The 20,589-nt window shown below is 59.9% G+C and carries 19 protein-coding genes and 1 pseudogene; 14 read left to right on the top strand and 6 right to left on the bottom strand.

Annotation, left to right across the window (positions count from 1 at the left end; all coding sequences use genetic code 11):
* Window positions 1–13 precede the first annotated feature (13 nt).
* The 8 genes from B9Z40_RS06220 (at window position 14) to B9Z40_RS06185 (ending at window position 6,465) form a co-directional block, all read left to right on the top strand.
* Window positions 14–1,522: an aldehyde dehydrogenase family protein gene (locus B9Z40_RS06220; RefSeq protein WP_100172362.1), complete on the top strand. Its 1,509-nt coding sequence runs from the start codon at window positions 14–16 to the stop codon at window positions 1,520–1,522.
* 9 nt (window positions 1,523–1,531) lie between these two features.
* Window positions 1,532–2,146 carry a BMC domain-containing protein gene (locus B9Z40_RS06215; RefSeq protein WP_100172361.1) on the top strand — a complete coding sequence of 205 codons (615 nt, stop codon included), beginning with the start codon at window positions 1,532–1,534 and terminating at the stop codon, window positions 2,144–2,146.
* Window positions 2,143–3,108 carry a nuclear transport factor 2 family protein gene (locus B9Z40_RS06210; RefSeq protein ID WP_100172360.1) on the top strand — a complete coding sequence of 322 codons (966 nt, stop codon included), beginning with the start codon at window positions 2,143–2,145 and terminating at the stop codon, window positions 3,106–3,108. Before B9Z40_RS06215 ends, B9Z40_RS06210 begins: the two co-directional genes overlap by 4 nt.
* Window positions 3,105–3,374, top strand: coding sequence for a EutN/CcmL family microcompartment protein (locus B9Z40_RS06205; RefSeq protein WP_053168998.1), 270 nt, complete (start codon window positions 3,105–3,107; stop codon window positions 3,372–3,374). The genes B9Z40_RS06210 and B9Z40_RS06205 overlap by 4 nt, the downstream gene beginning before the upstream one ends.
* 55 nt (window positions 3,375–3,429) lie before the next feature.
* Window positions 3,430–3,702: a BMC domain-containing protein gene (locus B9Z40_RS06200; RefSeq protein WP_019427480.1), complete on the top strand. Its 273-nt coding sequence runs from the start codon at window positions 3,430–3,432 to the stop codon at window positions 3,700–3,702.
* A 29-nt stretch (window positions 3,703–3,731) separates the two neighbouring features.
* A complete protein-coding gene (locus B9Z40_RS06195) occupies window positions 3,732–4,409 on the top strand; it encodes a microcompartment protein (RefSeq protein ID WP_100172359.1) in 678 nt (225 codons plus the stop codon).
* A gap of 198 nt (window positions 4,410–4,607) precedes the next feature.
* A complete protein-coding gene (locus B9Z40_RS06190; protein ID WP_100172358.1) occupies window positions 4,608–5,414 on the top strand; it encodes a crotonase/enoyl-CoA hydratase family protein in 807 nt (268 codons plus the stop codon).
* 31 nt (window positions 5,415–5,445) lie between these two features.
* A complete protein-coding gene (locus B9Z40_RS06185) occupies window positions 5,446–6,465 on the top strand; it encodes a serine/threonine protein kinase (protein WP_100172357.1) in 1,020 nt (339 codons plus the stop codon).
* A 12-nt stretch (window positions 6,466–6,477) separates the two neighbouring features.
* Here B9Z40_RS06185 and B9Z40_RS06180 read toward each other — a convergent pair whose 3' ends face one another.
* The gene (locus B9Z40_RS06180) at window positions 6,478–7,707 is read right to left on the bottom strand and encodes an MFS transporter (RefSeq protein ID WP_100172356.1); all 1,230 of its coding nucleotides are present in this window, start codon (window positions 7,705–7,707) and stop codon (window positions 6,478–6,480) included.
* 111 nt (window positions 7,708–7,818) lie between these two features.
* Here B9Z40_RS06180 and B9Z40_RS06175 point away from each other — a divergent pair, with 111 nt between their 5' ends.
* Window positions 7,819–8,397: an HD domain-containing protein gene (locus B9Z40_RS06175; protein ID WP_100172355.1), complete on the top strand. Its 579-nt coding sequence runs from the start codon at window positions 7,819–7,821 to the stop codon at window positions 8,395–8,397.
* 71 nt (window positions 8,398–8,468) lie between these two features.
* Here the strand turns inward: B9Z40_RS06175 and htpG are convergent, their stop codons facing one another.
* The 5 genes from htpG to B9Z40_RS06150 form a co-directional block, all read right to left on the bottom strand.
* Window positions 8,469–10,436, bottom strand: a complete 1,968-nt coding sequence (gene htpG / locus B9Z40_RS06170) for a molecular chaperone HtpG (protein WP_100172354.1) — start codon at window positions 10,434–10,436, stop codon at window positions 8,469–8,471.
* Window positions 10,437–10,524: 88 nt separating this feature from the next.
* Complete coding sequence (locus B9Z40_RS06165) at window positions 10,525–11,433, bottom strand: pseudouridine synthase (protein WP_100172353.1); 909 nt, start codon at window positions 11,431–11,433, stop codon at window positions 10,525–10,527.
* Window positions 11,434–11,500: 67 nt separating this feature from the next.
* A complete protein-coding gene (locus B9Z40_RS06160; RefSeq protein WP_233204805.1) occupies window positions 11,501–12,148 on the bottom strand; it encodes a c-type cytochrome in 648 nt (215 codons plus the stop codon).
* The gene (locus B9Z40_RS06155; RefSeq protein WP_100172352.1) at window positions 12,138–13,346 is read right to left on the bottom strand and encodes a sorbosone dehydrogenase family protein; all 1,209 of its coding nucleotides are present in this window, start codon (window positions 13,344–13,346) and stop codon (window positions 12,138–12,140) included. Before B9Z40_RS06155 ends, B9Z40_RS06160 begins: the two co-directional genes overlap by 11 nt.
* A gap of 152 nt (window positions 13,347–13,498) precedes the next feature.
* Window positions 13,499–14,206 carry a Crp/Fnr family transcriptional regulator gene (locus tag B9Z40_RS06150; RefSeq protein ID WP_100172351.1) on the bottom strand — a complete coding sequence of 236 codons (708 nt, stop codon included), beginning with the start codon at window positions 14,204–14,206 and terminating at the stop codon, window positions 13,499–13,501.
* Window positions 14,207–14,361: 155 nt separating this feature from the next.
* On the opposite strand from B9Z40_RS06150, the gene B9Z40_RS06145 reads away from it, so the two are divergent.
* The 5 genes and pseudogenes from B9Z40_RS06145 (at window position 14,362) to B9Z40_RS06125 (ending at window position 20,524) form a co-directional block, all read left to right on the top strand.
* Window positions 14,362–16,308: a long-chain fatty acid--CoA ligase gene (locus B9Z40_RS06145; protein ID WP_100172350.1), complete on the top strand. Its 1,947-nt coding sequence runs from the start codon at window positions 14,362–14,364 to the stop codon at window positions 16,306–16,308.
* Entirely contained in the window at window positions 16,305–17,087 is a 783-nt protein-coding gene (locus tag B9Z40_RS06140) for an ABC transporter ATP-binding protein (protein ID WP_100172349.1), read from the top strand. Before B9Z40_RS06145 ends, B9Z40_RS06140 begins: the two co-directional genes overlap by 4 nt.
* 27 nt (window positions 17,088–17,114) lie before the next feature.
* A complete protein-coding gene (locus B9Z40_RS06135) occupies window positions 17,115–18,044 on the top strand; it encodes a branched-chain amino acid ABC transporter permease (protein WP_100172348.1) in 930 nt (309 codons plus the stop codon).
* A gap of 9 nt (window positions 18,045–18,053) precedes the next feature.
* Complete coding sequence (locus B9Z40_RS06130; RefSeq protein ID WP_100172347.1) at window positions 18,054–19,130, top strand: branched-chain amino acid ABC transporter permease; 1,077 nt, start codon at window positions 18,054–18,056, stop codon at window positions 19,128–19,130.
* A gap of 63 nt (window positions 19,131–19,193) precedes the next feature.
* Window positions 19,194–20,524: pseudogene (locus tag B9Z40_RS06125) on the top strand (ABC transporter substrate-binding protein).
* Window positions 20,525–20,589: the final 65 nt, after the last annotated feature.

The raw sequence follows: 20,589 nt of genomic DNA, 5'->3' as shown, positions 1-20,589 counted from the left end.
AACGCACCCTGTCATGAGTTCAAGCAAGCCCATCGATCTGGCCGACCACGACCTGGCCGCCTTGCAGGAGGCCCGCGACTTGCTGGGCCGCGCCCGGCAAGCCGCTGCCACGCTGGTGCTGTGGACGCCCGAAGAGGCCAAACGTGTGGCCAAAGAAGTGGCCGCCGCCTTGCTGCCGCGTGCCGAGTTTTATGCAGAGTGGGCCGTACGTGAAAGCCGCATCGGCAAAGTGGCCGACAAGATCGCCAAAAACCAGATCGCCTGCACCCTCACGCCCACCGCTTGGGACCAGGTGGCGCTGGGCGGTGTGCGCCGCAACGACGCGCTGCGCATCGTCGAAATCGGCCGCCCCGCAGGTGTGGTGGTGGGCTTGTCCAACTCCACCTCGCCCGTGGCCACCATCATTTTCAAAACCATCTTGTGTCTGATGACGCGCAACGCGCTGGTCATCTCGCCGCACCCGGTGGCTTTGGCTTGTTGCACCGCCGTGACAAATGAGCTGCAAGCCGCCATCGAAAAAGCCGGCGGTCCGGCCCATGCGCTGCAAATCCTGACCCGCCCCACAGTCGAGGCCACAGGGGCGCTGATGCGCGACAGCCGCACCGATGTGATTTTGGCCACTGGCGGCACGCCCATGGTGCGTGCGGCCTATGGCTCGGGCAACCCCGCCATTGGTGTGGGCTCGGGCAATGTGCCGATTTACGTGGACGCCAGCGCCGACATCGAAGCGGCTGCGCAGACCATTGTGGCCGCCAAAAACTTCGACCACGGCAGCCCCTGCTCAGCCCCTTCGGTGCTCATGCTGCACGCCAGCATTGCGCCGCAGATGCAGCAAGTGCTGGCCCGCCAGGGTGCGCATGTGTGCACCGACGCAGAGGCACTGCAAATCCAGAATTACGCTTTTCCCGGCGGCAAGTTCAACGGCAAGGTGGTGGGCCGCCCGGCGCACGAGATCGCGCAGGCCGCTGGCGTGCAAGTGCCCGTCGACTGCCAGGCCTTGGTGTGCCCTATCACCAACCCGCAAGCGGGCCATGTGCTGCTCAAAGAAAAGCTCTCACCCATTTTGGGCTGTGTGGTGGTGCCGGGCATGGACCAGGCCATCGATGTGGCCCGCCTCATGCTGCAGCACAGCGGTGCAGGCCACACCTCGGGCATCCATTCGGCCAGCGCCGAGCAGGCCGTGGTCTGGGGTGCGGCGCTCGATTACTACCGCGTGGTCGTCAACGGCTCCACGGTGCACGACAGCACCGGGGCCAACACCGGGCTGCCCTACACCTTCACCATCGGCACGGGTTACGCGGGCAAAAGCTCGGTGGACTGCAATGTCGGCCCCGAACTGCTGGTCAACTGGAAACGCGTGGCCTTCCCGCTGCCCGGTGGTTGGGCCGGGGCCATGGCTTCGGGCGCGGTCACTGCGGCTACTGCGGCCGGTGCCTCCCCTTCGCAACTGTCCACCCTCACGCCTGAACTCCAGGCCATGGTCCTGCGCATCGTGCAGGAAGAACTCGAACACCTTCGCTGAAAGCCTGTCATGTCCACTTTGCGCAGCTACATTTTTCTGGACCGCTTGCAGCCACAACTGATGTGTTTGCTGGGCTCCACCGCACGAGGCTTTTTGCCGCGCCACAACGACGCAGCCATGGTGATCGAGGTCGCCCCCGGCATGGACATCGAGTGGCTGACTGACATCGCCTTGAAGCACGACGACGTCAAGCCCGGCAACTTGGTGGTGGAGCGTCAGTTTGGTTATCTGGAGTTCCACGGCCAGTCTTCCTCGTCGGTCAAGTCGGCGGGTGCCGCTGTGTTGGATGCCATGGGTGTGAGCGAGAAAAGCGTGCTCAAGCCCGAAATTTTGGCGTCCAAAGTCATTGACCGGGTCGACGGTTACCACGCGTTTTTGATCAACCGCAGCAAGGCCGGCAGCATGCTTTTGCCGGGCGAGTCGCTCTACATCATGGAGATGACCACCTCGTCTTACGCGCTGCTGGTGGCCAACGAAGCTGAGAAAGCGGCGAACGTCAAGTTGGTGGATTGCCGTTTCATGGGCCCTGCCGGGCGCCTGTATTTGTCGGGCACACCGTCCGATGTCCGCACTGCCGCCGAGGTGGCAGAGGCCGTGATCCGTGACGCCGGAGGTGCTGCATGAGCGCAGACGCTTTGCGCGAGCAAATTCGGGCGCAGGTGCGCACCGCCCTGGGTGCCAAAGCCACGGATGCTGGCAGCGCCATCGCCGCCCTGATGCAGCGCTTTGAAGCCGGTTATGCCGCCGTCAATGCCGAAGCCATCGTGGCCTGTTTTGCCCCCGATGTGGTGTGGACCTTGCCCGATTCGCGCGTACTCCATGGCCGTGCGGCATGCCTGACGTTCTTGAAGGAACGCTTTGCCAGCCCCACAGGCCCCAAGTTTTCGGATTCGCACATGAACGTGCTGGGCCAGACCGTGGTGCAAAACTACAAGGTGAGCGTGCCGCTGCCCGGTGGCCAATCGGTCGCTTTGGACGGCACCGATGTGTACCAAATCCGCGATGGCCTGATCGCTCGCAAAGACGCTTACTGGAAGCAGATCGGTGCGCCCAAACCAGCAGCCACAGCCCCTGCCACTTCGCCAGCAGCTGGGCCTCAGGGCGTGGTGGTGCCCTTGCGTGTAGGCACCGGTGCCCACGCGCAAGCATTGACAGAACTCTTTAAACGCCTGGCCGCCAGCCCGGCACTGTTGCAAGCAGCGCAATCAGGCCTGCTTCGTTTTGACATGCGGGTGGACGAGGCGGCCGTCAAGGCGGTGGCCGCTGCTGCGCCTGCACCGCAAGCCGCTGCCGGTACGCCAGCCACGTCGGCTATGGCCGCCACCACCGCCACCGATCCAGCGGCTTGCTGCTCGTCGTGCAAGGCAGGCAAGGCCTGCGAGTGCAAGGGCGACACCTGCACGCTACACGATCACAAAGCCGAAGACATACCCGAGCTCAAAGGTGTGATCGGCGAGAAGTTACTGAAAACCCTGCCGCCGAGCGTGAAAACCGTTCGGCTGCACCCCAAGGCGGTCATGACCCCCTTGGGCAAAGAAGCCCTGCGCAAGCGCGGCATCACCATTGAACGAGGAACCAAGCCATGAAAACAGGAACCGTGATCGGCCGCATTGTGGCCAGCAAACGCCTGCCCGAGTTGCCCCCTGGGGCGTTGCTGGAGGTGCAGCTGGATTACCCCAAGGACGTGGTGGTCTGCTACGACCCCATGGGCTGCGGCATTGGCGAGCGCGTGATGATCACCATCGGGGCCCCTGCTGCATGGTGGTTTGCCCCCGCCCACCCGCGCGTGGTGGCCGATGCACTCATCATCGCCTCGCTCGACAACTACGACACCCCCACACCCATGCGCTGAGCGCATTGACTTTTTTCCTCAACCCTTTCTTTTTTAACCCCTCAAGGAGACTCTCATGTCACAAGCCATCGGAATGATCGAAACCAAAGGTTATGTTGCTGCCTTCGCTGCCGCTGACGCCATGGTCAAAGCCGCCAACGTCAACATCGTTGGCAAAAAAGAAGTCGGTGGCGGCCTGGTCGCCATCATCGTTTCGGGCGACGTGGGGGCTGTGAAGGCCGCCACCGAAGCCGGTGCAGAAGCCGCAGGCGCGATCGGTGAAGTGGTGTCTTGCCACGTCATCCCACGTCCACACGCCGATGTGTCCAAAGCCTTCGACGGCAAGTGATCGCAGGCTGTTGCAGATAAGGAGGCCGCATGGCCACAAGCAAAAAAGCCACCGCGCCCACGAAACCGCCTGCCAAACCGGCCGCTGAGCTTCGGGTTTACCTGACGCTCACCGATCTGCAGCCTCAGTTCTCTTCGTGGATGAGTTCGCCCCTGGGCGCACGCGGCTATGTGGCGATGCAGGGCACCCACGCGCTGCTGGTCGAGATCGCCCCAGGGCTGTCGATCCAGCGCGTGATCGACTTGGCCCTCAAGGCCGAACCCACGCTGGAGCCCGGCATTTTGGCGGTGGAGCGCCAGTTTGGCGTGCTGGAGTTGCACAGCAACGACGGCGCGGCCTTGCAGCGTGCCGGCCAGGTCATCCTGGACTGGATGGGGGCCAAAGCCGAAGACCAATTGCGCCCGCAATTGCTCTACAGCGACATTCTGGAAAACGTGACCGATCAGCACGCCGTGCTGATGAACCGCACGCGTCAAGCCAGCATGGTGCTGCCCGGTGACAACATGCTCCTGATGGAAGTGGCCCCGGCCCTGTTCGGTGCCCACATGGCCAACGAAGCTGAAAAAGTTGCGCCCGACCTGACCTTGGTCGAGTGCAGCATGATCGGCGCCAGCGGCCGGATGTACCTCACAGGCAGCATGGCCTCGCTCGAAAAAGCCAAGGCCCATGTGGAGCAACTGCTCGCGGAGATTCCGGGGCGGACCTGAAGGGACGCGGCAAAACATTGCTTCAAAAGCAAGGTTTTTGCATTTGTGAAGATTGAGCTCTCTGTGGGAGGGGCGCAGCGGCGCCCCTGCCGCGAAGGTTGCCGACAGACCACAAGCCTATCGCCGCGAGGGCGCGGCTCCCACAAGGATGTCACTTCGGTGAATCTAGGGTCTTGGCCCTGGGCCTAACATGCGCCCATGAACACCACCCCACACCCCGAAGGCCAGATCGACTGCACCGTCCACGGTGCAGTCCTTCAGATTTGCATCAACCGCCCAGCCAAGCGCAACGGCTTCACGCCCAAGATGTACCGTGAGCTGGGCGAGGCTTACACCCGGTTGGATGACGACCCCGCGCTGCGCGTGGGCGTGTTGTGTGCGGCGGGTAGCCACTTCACCGCTGGACTTGATTTGCCCACCATCGCGCCGCTGATGCAGCGTGGCGAAAAGGCCGTGCCGCTGGGCCTGGTGGACCCGCTCAACCTGGGTATGGAGGGCTATCGCCGACGCACCAAACCCATGGTGGTGGCGGTGCAGGGCATCACCTACACGCTGGGCATAGAACTGATGCTGGCCGCCGACATCGTGGTGGCGGCCGAGGACTGCCGTTTTTCTCAGTTGGAGGTGCAGCGCGGCATCATGGCCACGGGCGGCGCCACGCTGCGCATGGCCGAGCGTGCGGGCACGGGCAATGCGCTTTTGCATTTGCTGACGGCCGACGTGTTTGACAGCGCCGAGGCCCTGCGCCTGAACTTTGTGCAAAAGGTGGTGCCTGCCGCAGGTTTGCTGGCCGAAGCCATGCGCATTGCCGAGTTGATCGCCGCACAAGCACCGCTGGCCGTGGTGGCCACGCGTCAAAACGTGCTCAAGGCGGTGGAGCAAGGCCCATTGGTGGCCATGCACGACTTCATTTCGGTCCAGAAATCGCTCTCCAACAGCGAGGATGCTGCCGAGGGCGTGCGCTCGTTTGTGGAAAAGCGCGCAGCCCGTTTCACAGGACACTGAACGGCCGCAAGCGCTCGGTCACAATCGGCGCATGACCGACCCGAATGCTTTGCACCCCTATGCTGAACTCACCCCGGACCGGGTGATGGACGCTTTGACCGATTTGGGTCTGTGGCCCGATGGCCGTTTGCTGGCGCTCAGCTCTTACGAAAACCGTGTGTACCGCGCCCACCTGGACGAGCTGGTGCAAGGCACGTCGGCGGTGGTGCTCAAGTTTTACCGACCTGGCCGCTGGAGCCGAGACCAAATTCAGGAGGAGCACGACTTTGCTGCGGAGTTGATGGCCGCCGAAGTGCCCGTGGTCGCGCCGATGGCCCTGAACGGACAAACCTTGCACCACACGGCAGGTTTTGATTTTTCGGTCAGCCCTTTGCGCGGTGGCCGCCCGCCTGAGTTGGATGACTTCGAAGTGTTGGAATGGATCGGCCGTTTTCTGGCGCGCATCCACACCGTGGGCGCAGCCAAGCCGTTTGCGCACAGACCCACGCTCGATGTGCAGACCTTTGCGCTCGAGCCTGCCGAGTGGCTTCAAAAAAACCAGATGATCCCGCTGGAGGTGGAGCGTGAATGGCGCGAGGCCTTGGTGCCTGCGCTGGCTTTGATCCAAGAAGCCTTTGCGCAAGGCACTGCAGACCGCCGCTTGCTGCGCCTGCACGGCGACTGCCACCCCGGCAACATTTTGTGGACGCCCACTGAACTGCCCGGTGGCGGCCCGCACTTTGTGGACTTGGACGACGCCCGTATGGGGCCTGCCGTGCAGGACCTGTGGATGCTGCTCTCGGGCGAGCGAGCCCAGCGCACACAGCAGCTGTCGGCCTTGCTGGACGGGTATGAGCAGGTGCGCGACTTTGACCGCGCAGAGTTGCGCCTGATTGAGCCGCTGCGCACCTTGCGTTTGATCCACTACAGCGCTTGGCTGGCGCGGCGTTGGGAAGACCCGATTTTCCCGATCAACTTTCCGTGGTTTGGCACGCCCGACTATTGGCGCGGTCAGGTACTGATGTTGCAAGAGCAGGTTGAGCAGATGCGCGAGCCCATCCTGATCGTTTGAGTTGCTCACCTGTCAGGCACGTTCTGTCCGGCGAACTCGCCAGAACAACCAGCTGGCAATGCACAGGTTGAGCAGGTTCCACGCGATGCCATTCAAAAAGGCCGCGTGGTAACTGCCCGTCAGGTCAAACACCCAGCCCGACATCCAGCCGCCCAGCGCCATGCCCAACAAGGTGGCCATGATCACCGAGCCTACGCGGGCGCCAGCTTCTTTGGGGTCGAAATGCTCGCGCACGATGATGGCGTAGGCGGGCACGATGCCGCCCTGAAACAGCCCGAACATGGCCGAGACGATGTACAGCGGCACCATGCCGTCAAAGGGCAAAAACATCAGCAAGGCCACGCCTTGCAGCATCGAGCCCAGCAACAAAGTGCGGATGCCGCCGATGCGGTCGCTGATCATGCCAAACACCAGTCGGCTGACGATGCCACTGGCCAGCATGAGCGAAAGCATCTCGGCCCCGCGTGCCGCGCCAAAACCCAGATCGGTGCAATACGCCACGATGTGCACCTGTGGCATCGACATGGCCACGCAACACGCCATGCCCGCGACAAACAGCAGGCTCTGTGCGTGTGCAGGTTTCAGGCCAAAGGGGCGGCTGCGGTCGACCACGGTGGCATGGGCGTTGGCTGGGGTGAGCGTCACCAGCGGCGGGCGCTGACGCATGAGTGTGGCCAGCAACAACATGCCCACCCCGCAAAAAATACCCAGCAGGATGTAGGTCTGACGCCAGCCCAAGGTCTCCACACCGTGTTGAACAATCGGTGGCCAGATGGTGCCCGCGATGTAATTGCCACTGGCGCAAATGGCCACGGCAATGCCGCGACGCCGGTTCCACCACAAAGCGGTGTCGGCCATCAGGGGCGCAAACGTAGACGAGCTGCCCACAAAGCCCATCAGTGCGTGCGCCAGCCCAAAGGCCCAGATGCTGCCCGATACGCCCGCCCACACAAAGCCGCCACACACGGCCAGCGCCCCGACCCACAGCACCGGAGTCAAGCCGTGCCGATCGGCCATGCGGCCAGTGATCAAGCCGCCCAGGCCCAAGCTGATCATCATCAGCGTGTAGGGCAGCGACGCATCGGCCCGGCCCACCCCAAACTCGGTCTGCACCGCGGGCAAGACCACCGACACGATGTACATGCTGCTGTTGCCCAGCACCACAAGCCCCAGCGTGACCAGCAATCGCCAAGCGGCTTGGCGCGAATCGATGAGGGAGGGGTCGGCGGGTGTGGTGCTCATCGTGCCAATCTAACCGATGCCTGCGCATTCGGGTGTCCCTTGCAGTCATCTACTGGACAGTTCGTGCACACCAAAACCATTACGCTGGCGTTTTGAAATGCAGGAGTGCCCATGAATGACCGAGCCCAATTCATCCGCATGCAAGACAGCACCCAGCAGGACTGGACCCTGATTGCTGGCGAGTTCATGCAATTCACCAAGTCGCTGCCCGACCGGGTGATCGCCCACCTCAAGCTGCTCGACGGGGACTACGGCGGCTTTCCGGTGGACCGCTACACTCACTGCCTGCAAACGGCCACGCGTGCCTTGCGGGACGGTCGTGACGACGAGTACGTGGTCTGCGCTTTGCTGCACGACATTGGCGACACTTTAGGCACCTACAACCACCCCGACATTGCCGCTGCGATCCTCAAACCTTTTGTGTCTGAAGCCAATTTGTGGATGGTGCAAAACCACGGGATTTTTCAGGGCTACAACTTCTTTCACCACATCGGCATGGACCGGAATATGCGCGACATGTTCAAAGATCACCCGCACTACGCCCGTACAGAAGAGTTCATCGCGCTCTACGACGACCCGGCGTTTGATGCGGGCTATGACACGCTGCCCATCGAAGCCTTTGAGCCGATGCTGCGCAAGGTGATGGCCCAGCCGGTGAACTCGGTCTACAAGGACGCCTTGAAAGCCTGACTTTCAAAGCACCCAAGAAAAAAGGGGCAGCACCTACAGGTGCCGCCCCTTTTGTTTGAGGGACGTGCCGATCAGCTCAGCAGCGCATTCACCCGTTTCACATAAGCCGCCGGGTCAGCCGGCAAGCCGCCTTCGGCCAGCAGGGCTTGGTCAAACAGGATGTGGGCCAGGTCATGGAAGTGGACCGAGCCGTCCAGCTTTTTGACCAGCGCATGCTCGGGGTTGACTTCGAGCACGGGCTTGACTTCAGGGGCTTGTTGGCCAGCCTGCTTGAGCATGCGGGCGAGTTGCATGCTCATGCCGTCGTCGGTCACCACCAGGCAGGCGGGGCTGTCGACCAGGCGGCTGGTCACGCGCACGTCTTCGGCTTTGTCTTTGAGCGCTTCTTTGAGCTTGGCCAGCACGGGCTTGAAGGTTTCGGCCGCGTCTTCGGCGGCTTTCTTTTCTTCTTCGTCTTGCAGCTTGCCCAGGTCAAACGCGCCTTTGGCCACACTTTGCAGTGGGGTGCCGTCGAATTCGTTCACAAAGTTCAGCGCCCACTCGTCGACGCGGTCGGTCATCAGCAAAACTTCGATGCCTTTTTTCTTGAAGACTTCGAGCTGTGGACTGTTCTTGGCGGCGGCCAAGGTGTCGGCGGTGATGTAGTAAATCGCGTCTTGGCCTTCCTTCATGCGGGCCTTGTAGTCGGCAAAGCTCACGCTCACGGTGTCGTGGGTCGATGACGCAAAACGCAGCAGTTTGGACAAACGCGCTTGGTTACCAAAGTCTTCGCCCAGACCTTCCTTGAGCACCGCACCGAACTCGGCGTAGAACTTGGTGTACTGGCCAAGCTTCGCTTTGTCTTCCTCGCTTAAAACATCAGTCACACCGTCTGTGCTTTCTGGCGCCTTGTCGTGCTTGGCCAAATCTTCCAGCATCGACAACACACGCTTGGTGCAGCCTTCGCGGATGGCTTTGACGTCGCGGCTTTCTTGCAGCAGCTCGCGGCTCACGTTCAGCGGCAGGTCGGCCGAGTCCACCACGCCTTTGACAAAGCGCAGGTAGCTGGGCATCAGCGCTTCGGCTTCGTCCATGATGAAGACGCGCTTCACATACAACTTGATGCCGGCTTTCTTGTCGCGGTTCCACAGGTCTTGTGGTGCTTTGGATGGGATGTAGAGCAGTTGGGTGTATTCGGTGCTGCCTTCCACGCGGTTGTGGGTCCAGGTCAGTGGCGCTTCAAAGTCGCGGCTGATCTGTTTGTAGAAGTCGGCGTACTGCTCGTCGGTGATGTCTTTCTTGGGGCGTGTCCAGAGGGCGCTGGCTTTGTTGATGGTTTCCCACTCGCCTGTCTTGAGCATGCCGCCGGGCTTTCGTCCAGCCTCTTCGTTGCTGGGGTCAATCAATTCGCCGTCTTGCCACTCTTCTTTTTCCATCAAGATAGGCAGGCTGATGTGGTCGGCGTATTTGCCGACGATTTCCTTGAGCTTCCAGGTATTGGCGTATTCCATCGCCTCTTCGCGCAGGTGCAGGATCACGCTGGTGCCGCGTTCAGCGCGGGTGATGGTTTCCACTTCAAAGTCGCCCGTTCCGCCGCTGATCCAGCGCACACCTTCTGCCGCTGCCGTGCCTGCGCGGCGGGTTTCGACGGTGATTTTTTCGGCCACGATGAAGCCCGAATAAAAGCCCACACCGAACTGACCGATCAGCTGCGCATCTGACTTTTGGTCACCGCTGAGCTTGCTCACAAAATCTTTGGTCCCGCTCTTGGCGATCGTGCCCAGGTGGTCAATCGCTTCTTGCGCCGTCATGCCAATGCCGTTGTCGGTGATGGTCAGCGTTTTGGCGGCTTGGTTGAAGGACAGGCGCACTTGCAAGTCGGGTGCGTCTTCATAAAGGCCGTTGTTGTTCAGCGCTTCAAAGCGCAATTTGTCGCAGGCGTCTGAGGCGTTGGAGATCAGCTCGCGCAAGAAAATTTCGCGGTTGGAATAAAGCGAGTGGGTGACCAAGTGCAGCAGTTGCGCAACTTCGGCCTGAAAGGCATGGGTTTGTTTGCTCATAGCGGTTCAACAGTAAAAAAGTCAGAAAACAAGAACGCCCCACAGTTGGGGGCGTCTGGTAAGGTTTCAAGAGGGGTTTTAAAAGGGATCAGAACGACTCGTTCGGTCCCAAATACCGCCAGGTCCCTGCCGGCATTTGCCCCAGCTGCACACCCCCCATGCGGATGCGCTTGAGGCCCACCACTTTCAGGCCGACTTGCTCGCACATGCGGCGAATCTGGCGCTTCTTGCCTTCGGTCAGCACAAAGCGCAACTGCTCAGGGTTTTGCCAGTCCACCTTGGCGGGCTTGAGGGGCTTGCCGTCCAGGCTCAGGCCGTGGCGCAGGCGCTCCAGTTGGGCTTTGGGGAAGACGGCTTGCACGTTGGCGCTCACCCGGTCGAAGTCGCCGATGGTGGTCAGCTGGTTGGCTTTGCCGCCGTAGGTGGCCGAGGCGGCAGCGGCGGCGGCGGTGTTTTCGTGGCCTGTGTAGGCCACACGCACCAGGTATTCCTTTTCCATCTCCGAGTCTTCGCCAATCAGCTGGCGTGCCACGCGGCCGTCTTGAGTCAGCACCAACAGGCCTGTGGAGTCGATGTCCAAGCGCCCGGCCGGGGCGAGACCCCGCAGGTGCGGTGGGGTGAAGCGCAGTTTGGACGGGTCACCGCCCCAGTGGCTGCGCGGGTTGATCAGGGTGATGGCGGGTTCGTGCCCATCTTCGGCCTGGCCGCTCACATAGCCCATGGGCTTGTGCAAAAGAATAGTCACTTGCCGGTCTTGTTGCTGCTCGGCGGCTTTGTCGATGGTGATGCGGTCCGACAGCGTGACTTGTTGCCCCATGCTGGCGGGCAGGCCGTTGACCTGAACCCAGCCTTGTTCGATCCAGGCGTCCGCTTCGCGGCGCGAGCACATGCGCAGCTCGGCCATGCGTTTGTTCAGGCGCGAGGTGCCGCTGGGGGCGGCCGTTTCGCCTTTGCCTTCTGGTCGGGGGGCGCGTTTGAATGCCGGGGGCTGGGTCATGGGTGTGCTGAATCAAAAAAGGGCCAAATCGGCAAGCTGCCATTGTCCCTTTTTTGGCAACGGCACTTCAGGGGCTGTACGCAAAAAAGTGCGCCAGATCCTTCAGTTGTGCATCGTTGATGCCGTAAAGCGCTGCAGCCATGACGGTGTCACGGCCTGGGCCGGGGTTGTCCCGGTACTCTTTCATCACGTCACGCAAGAACTGTTCTTGTTGGCTGGCCAGTCGCGGTACTTGGTCACGGCCTTGATGGCCAGGCAGGTGGCAGGTGCCGCACAGGGCCGCTTTGGCCAATTCTTTACCGCGTTGAAAGCTTTGTGCATCTGCTTTGCCCTTGGCTGGAGCCGGTGCCGGCTGGGCCGAAAAATAGCGCGCCAAGGCGGTCAATTCGGCATCGGGCACACCGTCGAGTGAGCCCTTCATGGCCGGAATGTCGCGCAGGCCTTCCCGGATCAACACCAACTGGTTTTCAATGAAAACACGGGGTTGCGCTGCCAAGGAAGGAATGGCGGGAATTTGAGACACGCCGCCGGTTCCATGGCAGGCCATGCACAAGGCGGCCCGCTCGGGGGCCTTGATGCTGGCATTGACCTGGGCTGTGCCAGGAACAGCCGGTGCAGCCGTTTGCGCCAGCAAGGGCCAGGCCGTCAAGCCAAAGCTCACCACCCAGGCCGCTGTTGCCAGCGCCCTGGTGGGCGTCTTGCGCTTACTTGGCATACGAGATGCGGTAAATAGCACCCGTTTGCTCGTCCGAGACCAGCATGGCGCCATCGGGCATTTGCAGCATGTAAGTGGGGCGGCCCCAGAAGCTGTTGTCGCTGTCGTCTTTGAAGCCGGTCATGAACGGCGTGACTTTGGCGTTCTTGCCGTCGGCATCGGTGGTGACGGTGACCACGTCATAGCCAAATTTCTGAGTGCGGTTCCATGAGCCTTTGCGCGCCACAAACATGGTGTTTTTGTACTCGGCTGGAAACATGTTGCCGGTGTAGAACTTCACGCCCATCACCGCAGCGTGGGGTCCCATGGTGGTCACGGGCAAGTTCACGCCGTCGCAGGCCTTGTCTTTAACGATGTCACGGTCGGGAATGCCATTGGCGTGGCAGTAAGGGAAGCCGAAATTCAAACCGGTCTTGGTCATGCGGTTGAGTTCGTCTTCAGGGGCGTTGTCGCCCATCCAGTCGCGGCCGTGGTCGCTGAACCACATTTCTTTGGTCGTGGGATGCCAGTCAAAGCCTTGGGTGTTGCGAACACCGGTGGCGATCACCTCCATGCCCGAGCCGTCGGCGTTGTAGCGGCGAATCTGGGCGTATTCAGCACCGGGCTCGCAGATGTTGCAAGGTGCGCCAAAAGGCACATACAACTTGCCATCTGGACCAAAGCCCAGGTACTTCCAGTTGTGGTGTTGCAGCGGTGGCAATTTGAAGACCTCGGTCATGTCGACGGCCTGGGCATTGGGGTTGGCTTCAATGCCGTCATAACGCAGGGCTTTGTCCACCGACATGACGTACAAGTTGCCCTTGTGCAAGGTGACGGCGGGTTGGTTCAATTTGTCGACCACGACGCGGCTGGTGCGCTCTTTGCCGTTGTCGCTGATTTCATAAACGCGGCCCAAACCACGCGTGCCTGCGTAAATTTTGCCGCTCTCGCCGCGGCTCATGGCGCGAATGCCAGGCGTACCGGTAGACCAGATTTCGGCCTTGAAGCCTGGTGGCAGTTTGAGTTTGTTCAGGGGAATGTCGGCTGCAGGGGTGACGGTCAGCTTGCCTGCCAGGGGGGCCAATGTGGAGTTGGCGTTGTCGGCATTCATGCCTTGTTTCCAAGCGGGAGGTGGCGCAGCCGGGGCGGCTGTTTGGGCCAACGTTTGCCCGATGCCGAGGGCCAAAACGGCGGTGCAGACTGCAATTTTCTTGAACATCAAAAAACTCCTGAGGTGTTGAGGAATGAACTGGCGGGAGCCTATCTCTGTCATCTCTCACTGGGTACAGGGTTATTGCTAGGGACAAGGGGTTTGGGGTCACCAAAATGACAAAAATAAATTGTTTTGTTCAGTGGGCATAGGTGTTTGACTTAAAAAGTGGCCGTACGCAACCCTTGCAAATCCAGAATGCGCAGTCCGCCGTATTCCACACGGATGAGCTGGCGGGCTTCAAGGACTTTCAGGGCTTCGTTCACGCGTTGGCGCGACAAACCCACCAGATAGGCCAGCTCTTGCTGGGTGATGCGCAGCACCTCGCCGACACCTGAGAACAACACCGGGTTGAACAAGGCCGCCAAGTGGCGTGCCAGGCGCAGTTCGGGGCTGGTCATGCGGTCCATTTCCCGGGCAGCGATGAATTGGCCCAAGCGCTCGTTGAGCTGCTGCATGATGAAACGGTTGAAACCCAGCGAGTGGTCGATCAGCCAGTGGAATGTGTCGAGCGGCATGCCGGCGACCACGCTGGGGCGCAGCGCTTGGATGTTGTAGCGGTAGATCTCACGTTTGAGCGCCGTGCCCTCACCAAACCAGCCGCCGGGTGGGACGCCGGTGAAGGTCATGGTTTGGCCGCTCTCGTTGTCGCTGCTCATCTTCAGCAGTCCCGAGATCACCCCAAACCAATACGTCACCGGGCGACCCACGCGGCACACATGGTCACCCGTTTGAGGGTCGCTGACGACCAATTGCGGCACGATTTCAAGCCGTTCTTGCGGGCTCAGCAGGTGCAGCCAAGGGATCTCTTTCAATTCGGATTCTGTGGGTGCACGGCGGCGCTGGTGGACGCTGTTGTGTTGGACCATGGTGTTTGTCTGTGTGTCAGCTGACGGTCAGTTGGGCTAGGGGTCTACCCTAAATTGTCGTCCAAACGACAACTTGACGTCAAATGCGTGCCTAGCATTCGGCAAAGTTCAATCGCATTCGTTGCGATGCCCCGTTTTTGGAGACAGGTCAGGTCATGCAAACAACGTTTCCCCGTTTGATGCTCAAACACGCGATCGAGCGCCCCACAGCGCCCGCCTTGCGTGAAAAAGAATATGGCATTTGGCAAGCCACCAGCTGGGCTGCGCTGTCGCAGCTGGTCGAGTCCATTGCCTGCGGTCTGCACCAAGCGGGTTTGCAGCGCGGTGAGCACCTGATTGTGGTCGGTGCCAACCGCCCGCGCCTCTATGCCACCATGCTGGCCGCTCAATCGCTGGGCGCGATCCCCGTGCCGCTTTACCAAGACGCAGCCGCTGCCGAATGTGTGTTCCCGATCACCAACGCCGAAGTGCGTTTTTGTGTGGTTGAAGACCAAGAGCAGGTCGACAAAATGCTCGAAGTGCGTGAGCAATGCCCACAGTTGACCCACATTTACTACGACGACCCACGGGGTCTGCGCAAGTACACCGAAGAGGGTTTGGGATCGCTCGAAGAGCTGATCGCGTCCGGTGGCGTGTTTGCCAAGCAGCACCCCCAGTTTTATGCGCAAGAGGTGGACAAAGCCGCCCACACCGATGTGGCCGCGATGTTCTTCACCTCGGGCACGACAGGCAACCCCAAAGGCGTGGTGCACACCCACAGCTCCTTGATCGACCGCGCCGACGCTGGGGCTGAATTTGACAAATTGACCAGCGCCGAAGATGTGCTGGCTTACATGCCGCCCGCCTGGATTGGCCAAAACATTTTCAGCTATGCGCAATGGCTGGTGTGCGGTTACGTGGTCAACTGCCCCGAGTCATCGGCGACCGTGACCATCGACCTGAAAGAAATTGGCCCCACCTATTACTTTGCGCCTCCCCGGGTGTTTGAAGGCATGCTGACCAGCGTGATGATCCGCATGGAAGACGCGGGCAGCTTCAAGCGCAAAATGTTCCACTACTTCATGTCTGTGGCCAAAAAAGTGGGCCCTGCCTTGATGGACGGCCAATCGGTGGGTTGGGTGGACCGTTTGGTCTATGGCCTGGGCAACCTGATGGTGTACGGTCCTTTGCGCAACAACATGGGTTTCAGCCGCGTGCGTGTGGCCTACACCGCGGGTGAGGCGATTGGCCCCGACTTGTTCACCTTCTTCCGCTCCATCGGCGTGAACATCAAGCAGCTTTATGGCTCCACCGAAACCGCGGTGTTTGTGTGTCTGCAGCCCGACAACCAAGCGCGAGCCGACACCGTGGGCGTGCCGTGCAAGGGCGTCGAAATCAAGGTGGCCGAAAACGGCGAAATTTTGGTCAAGTCGCCTGGCTTGCTCAAGGGCTATTACAAAAACCAGAAGGCGACCGACGAAGTGCTGACGCCAGATGGTTGGTACCACACCAGCGACGCTGGTTTCATCGACAACCAAGGTCACCTCAAGATCATCGACCGTGTGAAAGACGTGGGTCGCATTCAGGGCGGTGCCAACGACGGCGCGATGTTTGCGCCCAAGTACGTTGAGAACAAACTCAAGTTCTTCCCGCACATCAAAGAGGTGGTGGCCTATGGCGACCAGCGCGAAAAAGTGTGTGTGATGCTCAACATCGACTTTGACGCCGTGGGCAACTGGGCTGAGCGCCGCAACCTGCCCTATGCCGGTTACACCGACTTGGCGCAAAAGCCCGAGGTGTACCAACTCATTCAGGAATGCGTCCAAAAAGTCAACGCCGATCTGGCCGAAGACGCCATGCTGGCTGGCAGTCAGGTCTCACGCTTTTTGATTTTGCACAAAGAGCTGGATGCCGACGATGGCGAGTTGACGCGCACCAACAAGGTCCGCCGCGGCTTCATTGCCGACAAATACAAACCTTTGGTGGATGGCTTGTACGAAGGCAAAACCGAGCAGTTCATCGAGACGGTGGTCAAGTTCGAAGACGGCCGCACCGGCAGCGTCAGCGCTACGCTCAAGATTTCCGACGCCAAGACATTCACACCCGTGAAGGCTGCAGCATGACCAAAAAAATCGGCGACGTCATTCTGGACGTCAGTAACATCAGTTTGCGCTTCGGGGGCGTGAAAGCGCTGACCGACATTTCGTTCAATGTGCGTGAGCACGAGGTGCGGGCCATCATCGGCCCCAACGGTGCAGGCAAAAGCTCCATGCTCAACTGCATCAACGGTGTGTACCAGCCGCAAGAGGGCAGCATCACCTTCCGCGGTCAAAAGTTTGACCACATGAACAGCCGCCAGGTGGCCGAGATGGGCATTGCCCGTACCTTCCAGAACCTGGCCTTATTCAAGGGCATGAGCGTGATCGACAACATCATGACCGGCCGCAATTTGCGCATCAAAAGCAACTTGTTCATGCAGGCTTTGCGCATTGGTCCTGCCCAGCGCGAAGAAGAAGAGCACCGTGAATTTGTCGAGCACATCATCGACTTTCTGGAGATTCAGGCCTTCCGCAAAACCCCGGTGGGCCAGCTGCCCTATGGCTTGCAAAAGCGGGTGGACTTGGGCCGCGCCTTGGCCATGGAGCCGCAAGTGTTGCTGCTCGACGAGCCGATGGCCGGCATGAACATGGAAGAAAAACAGGACATGTGCCGCTTCATTTTGGATGTGAACGACGAGTTTGGCACCACCGTGGTGTTGATCGAGCACGACATGGGTGTGGTGATGGACATCTCGGACCGCGTGGTGGTACTCGACTACGGCAAAAAAATTGGCGACGGAACCCCCGAAGAAGTGCGCAACAACGAAGAAGTGATCAGTGCCTATCTGGGCACTTCGCACTAACGAAACCGCACGAACAAGGATTTAAAGATGGCATTTTTTCTTGAAACACTGCTCGGCGGCCTGATGGCGGGCATGTTGTATTCGCTGGTGGCTTTGGGCTTTGTGCTCATTTTCAAGGCATCAGGCGTGTTCAACTTCGCGCAGGGCGCGATGGTGCTGTTTGGCGCTTTGTCGATGGCACGCTTTTCGGAGTGGATCCCACAGTGGACCGGTGTGGACAGCCTGCTGATGGCCAACGTGCTGGCGTTCGCGATGGCGGCGGTGGTGATGTTTGTGGTGGCTTGGGCGGTGGAATACCTGGTGCTGCGCCACTTGGTCAACCAAGAAGGAGCGACTTTGTTGATGGCCACCTTGGGCATCGCTTATTTCCTTGAAGGGCTGGGCCAGACCTTGTTTGGCAGCAGCATCTACAAGATCGACATCGGGATGCCCAAAGACCCGGTCTTCATTCTGGAAGGCCTCTTCGAGGGCGGGGTGTTGGTCAACAAGGAAGATTTGTATGCCGCGCTGATCGCCGCTGCCATGGTGACTTTGCTGACGGTGTTCTTCCAGAAAACGTCCACAGGCCGGGCTTTGCGGGCGGTGGCCGATGACCACCAAGCGGCGCAGTCGATTGGCATTCCGCTCAACCGCATCTGGGTGATCGTGTGGTGTGTGGCTGGTGTTGTGGCCTTGGTCGCCGGCATGATTTGGGGCAGCAAACTGGGCGTGCAGTTTTCATTGGCCTCGGTGGCTTTGCGGGCTTTGCCGGTGGTGATTCTGGGTGGTCTGACGTCCGTACCGGGTGCCATCATTGGCGGCCTGATCATTGGCGTGGGCGAAAAATTGTCGGAAGTCTATTTGGGCAGTTATGTCGGCGGTGGCATCGAGATTTGGTTTGCCTATGTGCTGGCGCTGGGCTTCTTGCTGATCCGTCCGCAAGGTCTGTTTGGCGAAAAAATCATCGACCGCGTGTAAGGGGAAAAGATGTTCTACAGAGAAAACGGTCAATTCAAAACGTCCTACCGCGCGGACCAACAGATCTTGCCCATCCGGCAAGACCAGGTCTTCATGGCCATCTTGTTGGTGTTTGCATTTGCTGTGGTGCCCATGCTGGCCACCGATTACTTTTTTCGCGCCATCCTGATTCCCTTTTTGATCATGTCCTTGGCTGCGCTGGGGGTGAACATTCTGGTGGGTTACTGCGGACAAATTTCTCTGGGTTCGGGCGCCTTCATGGCGGTGGGTGCTTATGGGGCTTACAACTTTTTTGTGCGCATTCCGGGCCTGCCCTTGATTCCAGCCTTGATTTTGGGCGGCTTGTGCGCCACGGCCTTTGGCATTTTGTTTGGCTTGCCCAGCTTGCGCGTGAAAGGCTTGTATCTGGCCGTGGCCACATTGGCTGCGCAGTTCTTCAGTGACTGGATGTTTTTGCGCATCAAGTGGCTGACCAACGATTCGCCTTCGGGTTCGGTTTCCGTGTCTGAACTGCAGGTGTTCGGGTTGCCGATTGACAGTGCCTTGAGCAAATACTGGTTGTGCTTGGGTTTGCTGGTGGTGATCGCACTGCTCGCTAAAAACCTGGTGCGCAGCGCCGTGGGCCGTGAGTGGATGGCGATCCGCGACATGGATGTGGCCGCTGCCGTGATCGGCATCCGCCCGATGTACGCCAAGTTGAGTGCTTTCGCCGTGAGCTCATTCATCATCGGTGTGGCCGGTGGCTTGTGGGCCTTTGTTTATCTGGGCGCGTGGGAGCCCGCAGCTTTCTCGGTGGACATCTCCTTCCGCCTCTTGTTCATGGTGATCATCGGCGGCCTGGGTTCCATCCTGGGCGGCTTTTTGGGCGCGGCTTTTATCACCTTGCTGCCCATTGCGCTGAGTCAGATCTTGCCTGTTGTCGCCGGCTTGGCGGGTTTTGAAATTTCAACCGCTGGCGTGTCGCATGCCGAGCTGATGATCTTTGGTGGCTTGATTGTTTGGTTCCTGATTGTGGAGCCGCATGGCCTGGCCAAGTTGTGGTCGATTGCCAAGCAGAAGTTGCGTCTGTGGCCTTTCCCACATTGAGCGTTTGGATGGTTTTTGATTTTTTGTGTGTGAGTTGAGTGTTAATTTTCAAAGGAGACAAGCATGAAGATGCGTGATTTGATTTTGGCCGTGGCCGCTGTGGCAACCGCTGCATCGTCGCTCTTGGCGACATCCGTTCAGGCGCAAGCCAAGGAACAGTTTTTCCCGTTGCTGTCTTACCGCACCGGCCCTTATGCCCCCAACGGCATTCCATGGGCCAACGGCAAGCAGGACTATCTCAAGTTGATCAATGCGCGCGATGGCGGTATCAACGGTGTCAAGCTCACTTATGAAGAGTGTGAAACCGGTTACGCCACAGACCGTGGCGTGGAATGCTATGAGCGCCTGAAGGGCCGCCCCGGTGTGGCCTTGTTGACCCACAGGCCACAGGCATCACCTTTGCGTTGACCGAAAAAGCGCCAGCAGACAAAGTGCCTTTGATCACCTTGGGTTACGGCTTGTCGATTGCGCAAGATGGCTTGGCCTTCAAGTGGAACTTCCCGCTCATGGGCAGCTACTGGACTGGCGCTGACATCCTGGTGCAGCACCTGGGCAAAAAAGAAGGCGGCCTGGACAAACTCAAAGGCAAGAAAATCGCCTTGGTTTACCACGACTCGCCATTTGGCAAAGAGCCCATCCCATTGCTGCAAGAGCGCGCCAAGATGCACGGCTTTGACCTGCAGCTGATCCCTGTGACAGCGCCTGGCGTCGAGCAAAAGTCGGCCTGGTTGCAAGTGCGTCAAAGCCGTCCTGACTACGTGATGCTGTGGGGCTGGGGTGTGATGAACTCCACCGCCTTGAAAGAAGCACAAGCCACGGGCTACCCACGCGACAAGATGTACGGCGTGTGGTGGGCGGGTGCTGAGCCTGATGTCAAAGACGTGGGTGAAGGCGCCAAGGGTTACAACGCCTTGGCCTTGAACACATCGGGCACACAGCCCAAAGTCATCCAAGACATCTTGAAGCATGTGCACGGCAAGAGCCAAGGCTCCGGTCCTAAAGACGAAGTGGGCCAAGTGCTCTACACCCGTGGCGTGATCATTGGCATGTTGGGCGTGGAAGCTGTGCGCCGCGCGCAAGAGCGTTTTGGCAAGGGCAAGGTCATGACCGGCGAGCAAGTGCGCTGGGGCCTGGAAAACTTGGCACTGGACCAAAAGCGTCTGGATGCCATGGGCTTCACCGGCATCATGCAGCCGCTGTCCACATCGTGTGCAGACCACATGGGTTCGACCGCAGCCCGCGTGCAGACCTGGGATGGCAGCAAGTGGAACTTCACATCGGACTTCATTCAGGCCGATGAGCAGATCATCAAGCCCATGGTCAAACAAGGCGCTGACAAGTACCTGGCCGACAAGAAGATGACACGCCGCGCCCCTGCGGATTGCCAGTCTTGATCGACCCAGCTAAGTGACTGAAGTTGATGGCTTGCGCTGACGCGTGAGCCGTCAACTGAAAGGCC

Source organism: Limnohabitans sp. 15K (assembly GCF_002778285.1).
Lineage (GTDB): Bacteria > Pseudomonadota > Gammaproteobacteria > Burkholderiales > Burkholderiaceae_C > Limnohabitans_A.
Note: the sequence above shows the minus strand (reverse complement) of the source record. Positions and strands in the feature narration are given on the sequence as shown.